Source organism: Myxococcus sp. AM010 (assembly GCF_013372585.1).
In the GTDB taxonomy this organism is placed as follows: Bacteria; Myxococcota; Myxococcia; order Myxococcales; family Myxococcaceae; genus Myxococcus; species Myxococcus vastator.
In genome coordinates, this window is record NZ_JABXEO010000007.1 from 12,138 (window position 1) to 25,584 (window position 13,447).

Below are 13,447 nucleotides of genomic sequence, written 5' to 3' on the forward strand. Positions count from 1 at the left end.
GGCGGGCCTGCACGTCACGGCAGACAGCGGGCCGCGTCCTCGTGACGGCAGGCGTGCTGCTCCTGGGTGAGGGGCAGCTCGTACACGTTCTGCAGCACCTCGCTGTTCTCCGACACGTCCACCGAGGTGGCCTGCCGCTGCCCGGGCTCCTGCATGATGGCGCTGTATTTCACGCTGCCCGTGGGCGAAATCATCACCGCGGTGGCGGGCTCGGGCGGCGGCGACAGCACCGCGCGCTCCTGGTAGCGGGCGTTCTCGAAGGACGCGGCGCAGTTGGGCAGGCCGCTGAGGAAGTCCGCCTGGTAGAAGCGGGCTCGGGCCGCGGTGCTGCTGCACACCTCGCCGTCCTGCGACGGGTAGATGACGTTCCACAGCGTGCAGCTGGCCACCGTGGCCGCGCCGCCCGCCGTCTTGTGGGTGTGGTTGTCCGTGTACTCCAGCATCCAACCTTTGCCGTCGGGCAGGGCGCCCGTGGCGGAGCAGGCGCCGGAGGCGTCGCAGGTGATGTTCGTCACGTCCACCAGGTCACCGCTGGTGTCGTTGTCGCCAGTGCGGTCGCTCAGGCGCTCCGCGTCGAACTGGCTCGCCGTCAGGGGGCCCTCCGCGGAAACAGCGGTGGCGTCCTCGGCGAAGGTCTGCCCGGCCACGCCGTACACGCGCACGCCGTAGAAGCGGTTCTTCCCGATGGCGTTGACGCTGCGGGTCAGCTCCAGGTCCGCGAAGTTGGGCGCCACGTTGCTCACGTCGAGGCAGCGGAAGTTGCCCGCGGCGTCCTTGCCACACTCCACGCGCGCGGGGCTCATGGAGGTGTAGTCCTGGGGCGCCCCCGGGCAGGAGCGGGCCTCGTGCCGGGTGAACCGGGCGGACACCACCGTCTGGCCCGGGTCGCCGCAAGCGGGCTGCGAGGCCGTCCCGCGCGTCAGCGTGGACTGCGCCAGCCCTCGCTGCGTCCACTGGTGCCGCGACTGGGTGATGTTTTCGCCGATGCGGTCCACGCGGTAATCCACTTCTACGTTGCCGCACCCGTAGCGCGCGCAGGCCTGCGGGTTGTCGAAGCGGCAGATGCCGGCCTGGTCATCCAGCAGCGCGTAGCGGTCTCCCGTGCCGACGAGCGCGCGCATGGCGCCCGTGCCCGGCTGGATGCCGATGGAGGGCACGTAATAGAAGGGCCACGTGCGCGTCAGGCTGGTGCCTGGGACGCCCGAGGGGCCCACGGAGTCCCGGTCCATCTGGAAGGCGCGCGCGGCGCTCCAGTTGCGGATGAGGTTCGTGGAAGGGTCCAGCGCGCCGGGCACGGACATGCGCGCCACCCAGAGCTGGCCGCGCATGTCACCGAAGACGGCCGTGTCGAAGAAGCCATCCTGCTGCACGTTGCCCGCCACGCCGTAGTCCACCAGCGCCACGGGCGCCGCCACGCTGTGGGTGAGGTGCCGCGCGGGCCCGTGCTGCTCGCCGGTGGCGTTCGGGTCGTATTCGAACTTCCACCACAGGTTGTCGGTGCGGCCATTCACCTCGGGGGACCACGCGTCCACCATGTAGATGCCGCGGCCCTTCTCCTGGCCGGGGGACCAGCCGCCCGACAGGGCCACCATCCACCGCTCCTGGGTCTCCGCGTTGTAGCGGGACACGGCGCCGGGCGCGGTTCCCGCCTCCACCAGCACGGGGCCAATGGGCGGCGGCTTGGGGCTGAGGGAGAAGAGCGTCTTGCCGAAGAGGGCGGCCTCCGGGGAGTCCGGCTGCGGGTACATCCACTGCATCCGGGGCGGGCCGAAGCGGCCGGTGCCCGCGTCCGCGCGCAGCTCAAGCGCCAGGTAGTGCACGCCGCCGCGTCCCTCTGAAATCACCGCCATCGTGTGGTACTCGTCGGACTGCTTGATGCCGTCCGCCTGCGAGCCGCCCGAGCCGTCCGCCCACACGTCGCGCACCATGATGTCGCCGTCCACGTAGTACTGGTGGCCACTGGCCATCTCATGCAGGCGCGAAAGCAGGTCCGGCGGGATGAAGGCCCACTCCTCCTCGCCGGTGCTGGGCGCGTACTCAATCATGGGCATGCCGCCCGCGCAGTTGTCGCCGCTGGCGGCGCTGTCGCGGAAGGCGTGCAGCATGCCGTCGTTGGCGCCCACCAGCACCAGCTTGTCCCGGCGGCGGTAGCGGTGCAGGTACGCGTCATACGCGTCCACCTCCACGGTGTTGCCGCAGCGGCTGATGTCCTCCGTGGCGAGCGGCGTGGGCGACACGCCCAGTTGCTGGCTGTAGAGCGTGCGCGTGCACTGATTGCTCATGCCCAGGTTGCACAGGAACTTGTCCATGGGCGGGTCCACCAGCACCGGCGCGGAGTGGAAGATGTCGCCCAGCACGGAGCGGCGCACCTCGGCCCGGTCGCCGTTGCCGTCCTCGTCCGCCAGGTCCTGGCCGCGCACGTATTGGATGAGCGCGCGCACGCAGAGGTCGTCCAGCCACGTCTGCGCCTGCGCCACGCTGCCGAAGCCGGGCACCGTGACGCCCATGGCCGCGGCGGCCAACTGGGGCGTCAGCCGGAGGCCCGCCAGCAACGTGCCCGGGTCGATGTCCAGGGGGCTCAGCGACTGCACCTTCGGGCACGCGGGGGTGCCGAGGATGCCGAGGTAGCTCTTCAGCGCCTCGCGGTTGTCCACGGTGAACTCGATGGGCGTCGCAGTGTTGTCCGCGGCGGTGATGCGCCCGTCCTGGTTGCTGTCCGTCACCGTGTAGATTTTCCGGCTGTCCAGGGACCGGGCCAGCAGCGCGCGGCGCGCCTCCCAGAATTGGTTGGCCGGGGTGCTGCCGCCGTCCTTGACGAAGTTGCCTGACGAGTCCTCGACGACGATGTCCCCGTCCCGGTCCACGACGAAGATGTCGTCCATGTCCCCGTCGCCGTTCTTGTCCACGCCTTCCACGAACTCGTTGAACTGGTTGAAGCGCCACAAATCTCCGCGCCAGGCGCTGTCACCCGAGGCGGGCGACATGCGCGGCATCAGCGCGCTGAGCGTGGAGCTGCCCGTCTGGAACGAGGAGATGGCCGCCGCGGCGAACGCGACGTTGCGGTTCTGCACGTCGTCGACGATGGACTGGAGCGCCGTCTTCAGCTGGCTGGAGTTGGTGGCCGCGTAGAAGCGCCCGCCGCCCGCGTCCGCGGTGACGCGCAGCAGGTTGATGGCCTGCGTGTTCGTCAGCGCGAAGCCCACGGTGTAGGTGGCCACCTGCTGCGCTCCATCCAGCTCCGGCCGCAGGTCATGCGTCCACATCCACTTGGCGATGCGGTGGATGTGGCTGCTGGAGCCGCCGCTGGTGTTGCCCTGGCCGGCCGCCGCGCAGTTGTTGCAGGGGACGTTGAGGTCCCGCACCTGGGAGGGCACCTGGGCGGAGCTGCCGCTGGGCTCGTTGGGCTCACCGTCCGTGAGCAGGATCATGGCGTTGAAGCCGCAGGTGAAGCAGGTGGCGGCCCGTCCCGGCGAGTCCTCGTCGTCGAAGTCCGAGTCACGCAGGTAGTCGCTGCCGAACCAGCCAGGGAACGGGTCGTCCCCGGAGGAGCGGAAGTAGGTGCTGGCGCCCCACATGGCCTGCGTCAGCGGCGTGCCCGTGTTGAAGCGCAGCCCGCGGTTCATCTTGAGGAGCAGGTTGTTGCGGTGGTTGTCACGCTCCGCGCCGCTGAGCGACTGGTCACACCGGGGGCCGAAGCGCTCGAAGCGCACCACGTCCTGGTTGCTCCACTTCACCGTGTCGCTGGCGGCGCTGCTCGCGGAGAACGTCACCACGCCGAAGCGCGTGCGCTCCGAGTCCTTGAGCACCTGGCTGATGACGTTGACGGCGGAGTGGCCGCGCGGCGAGTAGAAGTTGAGGAAGTTGCCGGCCGCCACGCGCGCGTCGTGCTTGTACTGGAAGTAGCCCTTCGTCGCGAGGCACTGCGCGCACGCGGCGCGCGCCGCGGGCCGGTTGCCGCCGTTTCCGGTGCCCACCAGGTTGGAGCATGCCGCCGCCGCGTTGTCGCTGATGACGGTGTTGGGCGGTGGCTGGTCGAAGCGCACGGGGTTGAGGTTCATCCCGAAGCTGGCCTGCGTGCCGCTGCCGTTGCCGTCGAAGCGGTAGTAGCTGGACGGCACGAACCAGGGTGAGTCCTGGTTGGTCAGCGACAGCCACATGCGCGGGTACTCGACGTTGGCGTCGTAGTTCAGCGCGTCGATGTTCTCCTGGCGGCAGCCCGGGGACTGCCCGTTCTGGTTCTCGTCGAAGCTGTAGTAGTCGTTGTTGCTCCAGGCGATGGGCCAGTACGCCATGGAGCCCGACGTATCCAGGATGAGCAGGATGTTGGGCGGGCCGCTGGGGCTGGTGAAGAAGCGCTCGTCGCTGCCGCGGGCGGGGTTGAGCAGCGCGTCCAGGCGGGAGGTGGACTGCAGGCTGCAAGACGCCGGGTCCTGCGCGAGCGCGCCAGGGGCGGCCAGCAGCACGGTCAGGGCCGTCAAGGTGGAGAAGAGTGCCTTCATGGGGGGGGCTCTCGGGGAAGGGCGGTGTCGAAGGGGTCAGATGCCGAAGCGGAAGACGAACTCGGTCTCGGCCTGCCGGCCTCCGGGTTCGTCACACATGACGACCACGCGGTAGTAGCTGCCGCCGGCCGTGCCTTCTCGGAGGGTGTTGGCCGCGTCGCTCACCTGGTCCTTGCCGCTGCTGAACGAGGACGAGGCGAGCACCGCCGCCGTGGGCGCCGACGCGGTGTCACCCAGGTGGGCGGTGCGCATGACGCTGCTGTCGGCGACGACCTGGTCGTCTTGCAGCACCTGCTCCAGGCTGATGTTGGTGACGGGCACCGCGCCGGTGCCGAACACCTTCAGCCGCGACAGCAGGTAGCGCCGCGCCGTCTCCGCGCAGGCCTCCACGCGGTCGCTGCGCGTCTTGGCCACGGCGGCGGACTGGTTGCGGCCGGTGAAGGTGATGGCGCCCACCACGAGCAGCAGCAGCACCGTCAGGGCAATCAGGGTGATGGCCAGGGCGCTGCCCCGGCGTGAGGCGAAGTGAGTCATGGTGGCTAGCCTCCCCAGACGTTCTTGAGGTCACCGGCGACGCCAGCGGCGCGCAGCTCGGGGATGAAGAACGCGCGGGACGTCATGTTGGGAATGCGGACGGACGTCTCCACGGTGGTGCGGAAGTACGTGTCCTCGGGGTTCACCGGCTCCGCGTTGAAGAGCTTGCGGGCCTGGTTCTTCGTGCCGGAGGGCAGCTGGCGCACCGAGCGCACCGTGAGGCCCACGCCCACCGAGCGGATGTTGGCCGGGTTCATGTTGTAGCGCAGGGGCGCGTCATACGGCGTGCTGTACGTGGGCGCCGGAACGTCGGCGTCGTACTTGGGCAGCACGACGGAGTCCTCGTCACCCAGCACCCAGGCCATGCCGCTGCCCACGGCGCCGTCGGGCGCGGGCAGGCCGGCGCAGCACGCGGAGTTCGCGGGCGGCCGGTTCATCTGGTAGCTGACCTGGAAGGACTCCACGTCCGCGGCGATGGGGTCGAAGTCGGCGTTGTCCGCCCAGCCGTGCTTCACCACCAGGTAGGGGCGCCCCCCGTGCTCCTCCACGCGCAGCCGCTTCTCATGCACCAGCATGACGAAGGGCACGCGGCCGGCGTCCGACATGCAGGCGCTGGGCGCGTCGCCCGGGAGGCCCGCGGCGAGCGCGGTGTCCAGCGTGGCGGTGGTGCCGTCCGCGGGCACGTCCGCCGTCAGGCGTCCCAGGAAGTAGTCCTGGCCACCCGGACAGGCCACCAGGACCGCCTGGCCCTGGCGCAGCGGCTGGCCGAAGGTCGCGGCGGAGTCCAGCGTCAACTGGTAGGGCGGCGCCCCGGCGCCGTTGAGCTGGCCGTGGCGCAGGAACATCGGGTCGCGGTAGCGGAAGGCCAGGTCGTCGGTGACGAAGGTGCCCCAGTCCTCCACTTCCTCGGTGTAGTTGTCCTTGCGAGCCCCCGGCAGGCCCGCCGTGTCGAAGTCGAAGGCGATGGCCGGGTCCAGCCCGTAGCCCGCGTAGCGCAGCGTGCGGTTGAGGTAGTCGGTGCCCACGCGGCTGCCTTCGACGGCCGTCTTGGAGACGGTGTTGTTCTGGAAGATGTTGTTGACGGCGATGATGGTCCCCGCCACCGCCAGCAGCACCACCGAGGAGACGGTGATGCCCACCAGCAACTCGATGAGCGTGAAGCCGCGTCGCGCGTGTGTCCTGGGCGTGCTCACAGCTCCACCCCCGCGCCGTTCTCCGCCGGGTTGTAGAGCGCGACGAACTGCTTGACGTAGCGGCGCTGACCGGCGCTGCGGAAGGACACCACCACCGCGACCGAGTCGATGGCCTGCGCCGGCGTCCAGACGAGGACGCGGCGGTAGTACTCGCTCTCCTCCGGCGAGTAGCCCGGCACCACGCGGAGCAGCGGGTCGCCGGTCCCCGTCTCGAAGGCGTCCAGGTCCACGACGCAGGCGTCGGGCAGGGTAGAGAGGCCGCCGGCCAGCTCGAGCGTCTCCGCGGCGCCGGCGCAGCGCGCGCTGGACAGCGGCCCGGTACCGGCGAAGAGGCGGGAGCGGCCCTGGAGCTGGAGGCCGGAGCGCACCTGCGAGGCGATGGCGCTGGCCTGCGACAGGCGGTTGGCGGCGGCGTTCTGCTGGCTGGCGAAGATGAGCCCGCCGAAGACGCCGCTGATGCCCATGGCGAGGATGGCGGCGGCCACCAGGCCTTCGATGAGCGTGGCGCCGCGCACGCGGGCACGGCGGGATGCGGGATTCAGGCGCCTCATCGGTTGACCCTCATGTCGACGAAGCCGACGGGCGCGGAGACGGCGAAGAGGTATTCGCGCTGCCCGTCGGTGGAGAGAAGTGCCAGCGACGCGGCCCGGTTCACGGTGTCGTTGCCAGCGGGGATGACGGGCTGGCCCGCGCCGTCCACGAAGCGCGCGGAGCCGTCACCGCGGAAGACGATGGCGCCACGCCGCGGCGCGCCGCTGCAGAAGCTGCAGTCCGTGGCGGCCAGGCCCTCGAAGATGCCGGTCCACGCCAGGTTGCCGCTGGCGCCGAAGCGCACGGTGCGCTGTGAGTAGCGGTCCAGGTACATGGCGTCCATCAGCCGGCCCTGCGCCGCAGTGGGCTGGATGTCCAGCGGCGGTGAGAAGGTGTTGAAGCTCAGCTGCCCGGCGGGGGCCGCGGCGGCTCCGAAGTCGCGCAGGCGGTCCTCCACCAGGAACCAGGCTCCGTTGCCGGCGCCGGCCTGGCCCTCCGGATTGATGTCCGGGTAGATGATGAGCCACACGTCGGCCTGGCGGTCCACGGCGCGGGCCCGGGCCTCGGCGAGCGCGCCGGACAGGTCGGCGGCCGCGTTCTGCGGGCTCGTCCGCGCGCTGAGCTGCGCGTAGCCCGCGTAGGCCAGCGCGGCCAGCACCGCGATGATGGCGAGGACGATGCTGACCTCCAGCAGCGTCATTCCGCGTGCGTCGCGCCGGCTCACTTCGCGACCTCCACGCGCACGCTCAGGGGCTGCTTGATGCCCTGGCGCCACACGAGCACCTCGGACACGCCCAGGCTCAGCCCCTGGACCATGATTTGGTTCGGCTCACCGAGCGACGCCTCGACCACCGCGGCGGCCTGGACTCTCACGCGCTCGGCGTTCTCCACGATGAGCTGCGTCTGATGAAGGGGCGCCACCCGCACCACCAGGCCGGAGGGCTGCGCGTTCTTTGCCTCGACGGCGTAGTCCGGCTCGAGGGCGGCGTCCTGGGCCCACGCGGCGGAGGCGGCCAGCGTCAGCGCCAGGGGTGCCCACAGCTTCCAGCGGGGCGCGCGGGAACGGTACTTCTGGGAAGGCGTCGAAAAAACCGTGAGCAAGGGCATGGGGGAATGTCCTGCGGGCACAATGACCCCTGGGGGCTGGGGTAGTGGAGACACGCAGGGTGTATCTGCACACCGCGTGCCTCCCTGCTTGGCGAGCCAAGCCCCCGACACTCCACGGCGAATTTCCGGGAGGAGGTCCTTCCGAGCAGCAGACGACCTTGCAACGTCTGCGAGCCCGCAAACTTTAGGCGCACCCAGACTGTCCGACGACAGGGTGACTGGAGTCTGAATGGACCCGGGTTACCAGCCGGATTTGCTGTTTCTCAGGGCCTTCTTTTCGGAGGTGCGCTTCTTGCCCTCCAGGCGCCGCCGCTTGGAGCCGGCGGTGGGCTTGGTGGCCCGCCGCACCTTGGGCACGAAGGTGAGGACCTTGAGGCCCTCGCGCAGGCGCTCCAGCGCCACGCCCTTGTTCTGCACCTGGCTGCGGCGCTCGGTGGCGCTGACGGACAGCTCGGTGGGAGCGTGCGTGAGGCGCACGCCGCTGGCGGTGGTGTTGCGGTGCTGGCCCCCCGGGCCCGAGGCGATGAAGTAGTCCACCTCGCACGCCTTCAGGAGGGCCTCGTCGTCCAGCTTGAGGGCGTCCAGCGCGGCCTGCCGGCGGGTGGGTGAGATGCTCATGGCTGTCTTCAAGGTAACCCTCCCTGGCCTCTTCGTGCACCGCTGTCGTGCGGGCGGGCCCCGGCGCCGGACGGGGGCCCGCCGTTCGTCTGACGGGCGGGGCAGATTGAGCGGGTGGGCTTTCGAATTGATGCGTGGCGGTGCTAGCGCACGTTGACGGTGGTGCCCGTGCTGGCCAGCCGGCCGTCCTCGCTGGTGGCGATGATGGAGGCGGCGACGGGCACGCGGGTCATGCCGCGGTCGGTGTCGATGTAGGGCTCCACGAACGTCTGGTCCGCGGGGATGGTGACCGTGGGCATGCTGATGCGGCGGGTGGGCGACTCCAGCGCGACGGTGACGGGGCCGGTGAAGCCCTCCGCTCGCGTCACGGTGATGCGCACCTTCTCGTTCTGACCGGCGAAGAGGTTTAACTGGCGAGGCTCGATGGTGACGGAGAAGTCCGGCTGGGCCACGGGCGGCGGGAGGATGACGAGGAAGATGTTGGCGCTGGTCGCGAACGTCTCCGTGGCGTTGGTGGCCACCAGCAAGGCGCGCATCATTCCCTGGGCCTGCGTGTCCTGCGCCACCGCGTAGGTGGCGGTCGTGGTGACGCTGGCCTCGCCTTCGGGCAGGACGATTTCCGGCGCGAGCGTCACGCCCTCGGGCGCATTCTGGAGGTTGATGCGGAACTCGCTCTGGTCGTCGCCCTCGCGAAGCACGGTGATGTCCACCGGGAGGCTCTCACCTGGAATGGCGGTGAGGGTGTCGGGGATGTCAAAGGCCATGCGGAAGAAGGGCCCGGTGCCGCCGCAGGACAACGCGAGCGCGCTGCCGACGAGGAACAGGCTCCCGATGAGGGGCCGGCGGATGGAGGGGGTCATGTTCTTGAGTCTCCTGGTGCGTGCCAGCATCCGCCCCCCGTGCCACCCGGGCAAGCCGCTCCAGAGCAGGCGGGCTCGGCGAGGCCGCCGGCGCGTGTGAGAAATCGACCGGGGGCGTAGACCCGGGGGCGAGGTCAGCCGTTTCCAACCTCGCTGCCGCCGTCCCATTCCCTTGGAGAACGCCATGGACCGCAAGTCCCTGTCGCGCGCCGCGCTGTCGGCCGCGCTCGTCACCGCTCTGTCCGCCGCCCTGGCCCAGGCCAGGGAGAGCCCGATTCTCAAGCCCGTGGAGAAGCCCGCGCCCGCCAGGACGGCGACGCCGGCCGCCCAGGCGAAGCCCGCTCCGGACCAGAAGCCCGCGCAGCCGGCGCCTTCCCAGCAGCAGGTCCCCGCCGCCGCCCGGCCGGAGATCGAGGTGGTGTTCGTGCTGGATACGACGGGCTCGATGAGCGGGCTGCTGGAGGGGGCGAAGCGGAAGATCTACTCCATCGCCTCGCGCATCGCGCAGGGCCGCCCGACGCCGCACCTGAAGGTGGGGCTGGTGGCCTACCGTGACGTGGGCGACGACTACGTGACGAAGCGCTTCGACCTGAGCGACGACCTGGACACGGTGTTCGCGAACCTGCGCAAGTTCGAGGCGGGGGGCGGCGGGGATACGCCCGAGCACGTGGGGCGCGGCCTGGGCGAGGCCGTGTCCAAGTTGTCCTGGAGCCAGAACCGCGAGGTGATGAAGGCCATCTTCCTGGTGGGGGACGCGCCCCCCGCGCAGCGCAACGACGACTGGGACTTCAAGCACTGGGCGAAGAAGGCCCGGGAGAAGCACATCGTCGTGAACACCGTGCGGTGCGGCGGGAACGCCGAGACGGAGACGTCGTGGCGGTTCGTGGCGAAGCTGACGGACGGCACCTTCGACTCCATTGACCAGGGCGGTGGCATGGTCGCCGTCGCCACGCCGTATGACGCGGAGCTGGCGAAGGTGAACGCGGAGCTGTCCACCAAGACGCTCTACACGGGCCGCAGGGAGGTCCAGGCGGAGAACATGGCGCGCGCCGCTTCCATGGGGGCGCTGGCGCCGGAGGCGGCGGCCGAGCGCATCAGCTACATGAAGAAGACGCGCGGCCGTGGGGCCGCGGGAGCCCCCGCGAGCAGCGCGCCCAAGGCGGTGGGCGGCGCGGTGGACCTGGTGGAGGCGCCGTCCGCGCTGGCGAGCGTGAAGGCGGACGAGCTCCCCTCCGAGCTCAAGGGCATGTCCAAGGAGGCGCAGGTGGCGAAGGTGAAGGCGCTCTCCGAGGAGAAGAAGTCGCTGGAGAAGAAGGCGGAGGCGCTGGCCGCCGAGCGCGAGGCGTGGCTGACGAAGAACGCCCCCGAGAAGGATGACGCCTTCGACGCCAACGTGATGAAGGGCGTGAAGGCGCAGGCCGCCCGGCACGGCATCGCCTACTGAGCGCGATGGAGGTGGGGACCCGGAGGCCGCGGACGCGCTTGCAGGCGTCCGCGGCTTGCGCGTGTCAGGCGTGGGCGCGCGCGCTCCCCTGGCGCCGGATGGACGGCCTCCGGGAGCAGCTTGTCCGCCGCGTGGGCTACTCCCGCGTCACCGCCTGGAGGACGACCTCCCGCCGCCGCTCCAGCAGCCGCAGCGCCAGGGGGAGCACGCCGCGATACAGCGCCACGTTCAGCGCGGCGGCCAGGAGAATCATCGCCGCGGTGTGCCAGGTGGGGCCTTCCTTGCCCGCGAGCCTGAGCGCCCAGCCGAAGGGCATGCAGCCCGCGCTGGCCGCGAGGATGCCCAGCATGGAGGCCGTCAGCGGCACCTTGTCCCGCCGCTTGAGGCTCGCGTGGAACTTCACCGGGAAGTACAGCGACAGGAAGTTGCCCGCGGCCAGCAGCATGGGCACCACGGCCGTCACGGCCGCCATGGCGCACAGCAGGTCCAGCCCGGTGCCGAAGCCGAAGTACACCCGGTAGAAGAGCGCCACCAGCGCCGCCATCCCGAGCGCCGCCGCGCCCTGCACCTGGTTCTTCGCGCGCAGCACCTCCGCCAGGTCCAGGGGCGCCGCCAGGAAGGCCGCGAAGCCCTGTCCGTCATACGCGAAGGTGTTCTGGGAGAATGTGGACGCAATCACCACCGCGCCGTAGATGCACAGGCCGCCCATCAGCCACGCATCCGCCGCGCCGCCCAGGAGGAACACGAACAGGTCCCGGCCGGACAGCAGCTTCAGCAGGATGGCCAGGATGAAGGGCACCGACGCCAGCAGCCGCGCGCGCGGGTTGCGCCACAGGTCCAGGGCCTCGCGCGTCACCAGCGTGGTGTAGCGCGTCCGCGTGGTGGCGAACGGGTTGCTGTCACCCGAGTCCTTGCTTGAGCCCCCCGCGCGGCCCGCCTGCCGGTGGAAGCGCATCAGCAGCGCGTAGGCCACCGCCATGCCCACGCCCGCGAAGAAGAGCAGCGCCGCCGCCTCCAGCATGGCCACCCGGGGCCGGTGCCAGGCGAGCTGCGCCAGCGCGTCTCCGAAGAGCCCCGGGGGCACGCGGCCCAGCGCCACCGCCGCGTTGATGATGAGGGACATGTCCAGGGCGTCCACGCCCGCCTCGCCCACCGCCGTCAGCCACGAGGTGTCGATGGGCGGAATGAACGACGCGCCCAGGAGGAAGAGCGCCAGTCCGCCGCCCATGATTTCCGCGCTGTGCTTCGCCCGCAGCACGTTGATGACGGCGTACAGCGCCACCCTGCTCCAGGCCGCGCACAGGAGCGCGAAGAGGACGTAGAGCACCACCGCCAGCCACGGCATGTACAGCACGCGGACGGACGCGAAGCCCAGCGCGGCCCCGGTGAGCGGCGCGTAGAAGACGAGCGCGCGCGGCTCGAAGAGGCTGGCCACCGTCGACGCGATGAGCAGCCGGAAGGGGGAGATGGGGAAGGCGGCGTAGCGGCTCAGCTCGGAGTGGTCATCCACGCCCGCGGAGAGCAGCGGCCACGTCACCCACACCGAGAAGGTGACGAAGCACAGCAGGTTGAGGATGAAGAAGGGCCATACGTTGCTCTGCGCGATGGGCCGCAGCCGCATCAGCGTGAAGAACGTCAGGCCCAGGAAGAGGCCCGGCGCGCTCGACGCGGCGAAGGCGGCCACCGCGAGCAGCCGGCTGCGTCCGGGACCCTGGTTCAACCCGATGTCGAAGCGCAGCCCCCACAGCAGCCACAAGTGCCGGAAGAAGCCAGGCACGGCGGGGCGGCTCATGCGGTCTCCTGGCGCAGCGGCGTCACGGACTCGGGCGCCTCGCCGTAGAAGGACAGGCGCGCGTTGCGCGAGGCCGGCACGGAGATGAGCTTCTCGAACACCGCCTCCAGCGAGGGGCACTCGTAGCGCGACAGCAGCGAGCCCACCGGCCCCTGGTCCAGCATGCGGCCGCCGCGGATGATGCCCGCGTGCGTGGCCAACCGCTCGGCGATCTCCAGCACGTGCGTGGTGAGCAGCAGCGTCACCCCGCGGCGGCTCAGCTCGCGCAGCAGCTCGCGGATGACGCCGGCGGCCAGCACGTCGATGCCCTCGAAGGGCTCGTCCAGCAGCACCAGCTCCGGCGCGTGGATCAGCGCCGCGGCGATGGCGAGCCTCCGGCGCATGCCCTTGGAGTACTCCGCCACCAGCGCGCCCGCCTTGTAGGTGAGCTCCGTCAGCTCCAGCAGCTCCGTGGCCCGCGCCGCGGCCTCGTCGCCGTCCAGCCCGTACATGCGCGCGCAGAAGGTGAGGTACTGCCGGCCGGTGAGCCGCTCGAAGAGGCTCAGCTCTTCCGGCACCACGCCGACGCGGCGCTTCACTTCCATGGGCCTGGCCACCGCGTCCACCCCGAGCATGCGGATGGTGCCCGCGTCGGGGCCGTACACCCCCGTCAGCAGGGCGATGCTGGTGGACTTCCCGGCCCCGTTGGGGCCCAGGTACGCGTAGAAGGCGCCGCGGGGAATCTGCAGGTCCAGGCCGTTGAGCGCGCTGAAGCCGCCAAAGCGCTTCTGCAGGCCGCGGGCGTCGACCGCCAGGTCATCAGTGGGAGAGGGCGTCATGGAATGCCCTCCATCTCACCCGAGCCCGGCACCGGGGGACAATCCCCACCC

General features: G+C 70.6%; 11 protein-coding genes. 1 reads left to right on the forward strand and 10 read right to left on the reverse strand.

Annotated elements, in window-relative coordinates; all coding sequences use genetic code 11:
• Positions 1–14 precede the first annotated feature (14 nt).
• The 8 genes from HV826_RS06005 to HV826_RS06040 all read right to left on the reverse strand — a co-directional run bounded on the left by HV826_RS06005 (position 15) and on the right by HV826_RS06040 (position 9,342).
• The gene (locus HV826_RS06005) at positions 15–4,499 is read right to left on the reverse strand and encodes a PilC/PilY family type IV pilus protein (protein WP_176416048.1); all 4,485 of its coding nucleotides are present in this window, start codon (positions 4,497–4,499) and stop codon (positions 15–17) included.
• Between the two features lie 36 nt (positions 4,500–4,535).
• Positions 4,536–5,033 carry a hypothetical protein gene (locus HV826_RS06010; RefSeq protein ID WP_163783667.1) on the reverse strand — a complete coding sequence of 166 codons (498 nt, stop codon included), beginning with the start codon at positions 5,031–5,033 and terminating at the stop codon, positions 4,536–4,538.
• Positions 5,034–5,038: 5 nt separating this feature from the next.
• On the reverse strand, positions 5,039–6,226 hold the full coding sequence (locus HV826_RS37990) for a prepilin-type N-terminal cleavage/methylation domain-containing protein (protein ID WP_176416049.1): 1,188 nt from the start codon (positions 6,224–6,226) through the stop codon (positions 5,039–5,041).
• Positions 6,223–6,777 carry a type II secretion system protein gene (locus HV826_RS06020; RefSeq protein ID WP_176416050.1) on the reverse strand — a complete coding sequence of 185 codons (555 nt, stop codon included), beginning with the start codon at positions 6,775–6,777 and terminating at the stop codon, positions 6,223–6,225. The genes HV826_RS37990 and HV826_RS06020 overlap by 4 nt, the downstream gene beginning before the upstream one ends.
• The gene (locus HV826_RS06025) at positions 6,774–7,481 is read right to left on the reverse strand and encodes a prepilin-type N-terminal cleavage/methylation domain-containing protein (RefSeq protein WP_176416051.1); all 708 of its coding nucleotides are present in this window, start codon (positions 7,479–7,481) and stop codon (positions 6,774–6,776) included. The genes HV826_RS06020 and HV826_RS06025 overlap by 4 nt, the downstream gene beginning before the upstream one ends.
• Entirely contained in the window at positions 7,478–7,864 is a 387-nt protein-coding gene (locus tag HV826_RS06030) for a pilus assembly protein N-terminal domain-containing protein (protein ID WP_176416052.1), read from the reverse strand. The genes HV826_RS06025 and HV826_RS06030 overlap by 4 nt, the downstream gene beginning before the upstream one ends.
• A 240-nt stretch (positions 7,865–8,104) precedes the next feature.
• On the reverse strand, positions 8,105–8,482 hold the full coding sequence (locus tag HV826_RS06035; protein ID WP_176416053.1) for a peptide chain release factor-like protein: 378 nt from the start codon (positions 8,480–8,482) through the stop codon (positions 8,105–8,107).
• Positions 8,483–8,625: 143 nt separating this feature from the next.
• Complete coding sequence (locus HV826_RS06040) at positions 8,626–9,342, reverse strand: hypothetical protein (RefSeq protein WP_255207898.1); 717 nt, start codon at positions 9,340–9,342, stop codon at positions 8,626–8,628.
• A 184-nt stretch (positions 9,343–9,526) separates the two neighbouring features.
• On the opposite strand from HV826_RS06040, the gene HV826_RS06045 reads away from it, so the two are divergent.
• Positions 9,527–10,786 (forward strand): VWA domain-containing protein, encoded by a 1,260-nt coding sequence (locus HV826_RS06045; protein ID WP_176416055.1) that lies wholly within the window; start codon positions 9,527–9,529, stop codon positions 10,784–10,786.
• Positions 10,787–10,922: 136 nt separating this feature from the next.
• On the opposite strand, the gene HV826_RS06050 is transcribed toward HV826_RS06045, so the two are convergent.
• Together HV826_RS06050 and HV826_RS06055 are read right to left on the reverse strand one after the other, a co-directional pair.
• The gene (locus HV826_RS06050; RefSeq protein WP_176416056.1) at positions 10,923–12,578 is read right to left on the reverse strand and encodes a hypothetical protein; all 1,656 of its coding nucleotides are present in this window, start codon (positions 12,576–12,578) and stop codon (positions 10,923–10,925) included.
• Positions 12,575–13,396 (reverse strand): ABC transporter ATP-binding protein, encoded by an 822-nt coding sequence (locus HV826_RS06055; protein WP_163783676.1) that lies wholly within the window; start codon positions 13,394–13,396, stop codon positions 12,575–12,577. Before HV826_RS06055 ends, HV826_RS06050 begins: the two co-directional genes overlap by 4 nt.
• Between the last annotated feature and the right edge of the window lie 51 nt (positions 13,397–13,447).

What these genes read in the sequence shown, in the direction of transcription:
- HV826_RS06005 (WP_176416048.1), bottom strand. Translation starts at nt 4,499, where the DNA reads ATGAAGGCACTCTTCTCCACCTTGACGGCCCTGACCGTGCTGCTGGCC.
- HV826_RS06010 (WP_163783667.1), bottom strand. Translation starts at nt 5,033, where the DNA reads ATGACTCACTTCGCCTCACGCCGGGGCAGCGCCCTGGCCATCACCCTG.
- HV826_RS06020 (WP_176416050.1), bottom strand. Translation starts at nt 6,777, where the DNA reads ATGAGGCGCCTGAATCCCGCATCCCGCCGTGCCCGCGTGCGCGGCGCC.
- HV826_RS06030 (WP_176416052.1), bottom strand. Translation starts at nt 7,864, where the DNA reads ATGCCCTTGCTCACGGTTTTTTCGACGCCTTCCCAGAAGTACCGTTCC.
- HV826_RS06035 (WP_176416053.1), bottom strand. Translation starts at nt 8,482, where the DNA reads ATGAGCATCTCACCCACCCGCCGGCAGGCCGCGCTGGACGCCCTCAAG.
- HV826_RS06040 (WP_255207898.1), bottom strand. Translation starts at nt 9,342, where the DNA reads ATGACCCCCTCCATCCGCCGGCCCCTCATCGGGAGCCTGTTCCTCGTC.
- HV826_RS06045 (WP_176416055.1), top strand. Translation starts at nt 9,527, where the DNA reads ATGGACCGCAAGTCCCTGTCGCGCGCCGCGCTGTCGGCCGCGCTCGTC.
- HV826_RS06050 (WP_176416056.1), bottom strand. Translation starts at nt 12,578, where the DNA reads ATGAGCCGCCCCGCCGTGCCTGGCTTCTTCCGGCACTTGTGGCTGCTG.
- HV826_RS06055 (WP_163783676.1), bottom strand. Translation starts at nt 13,396, where the DNA reads ATGACGCCCTCTCCCACTGATGACCTGGCGGTCGACGCCCGCGGCCTG.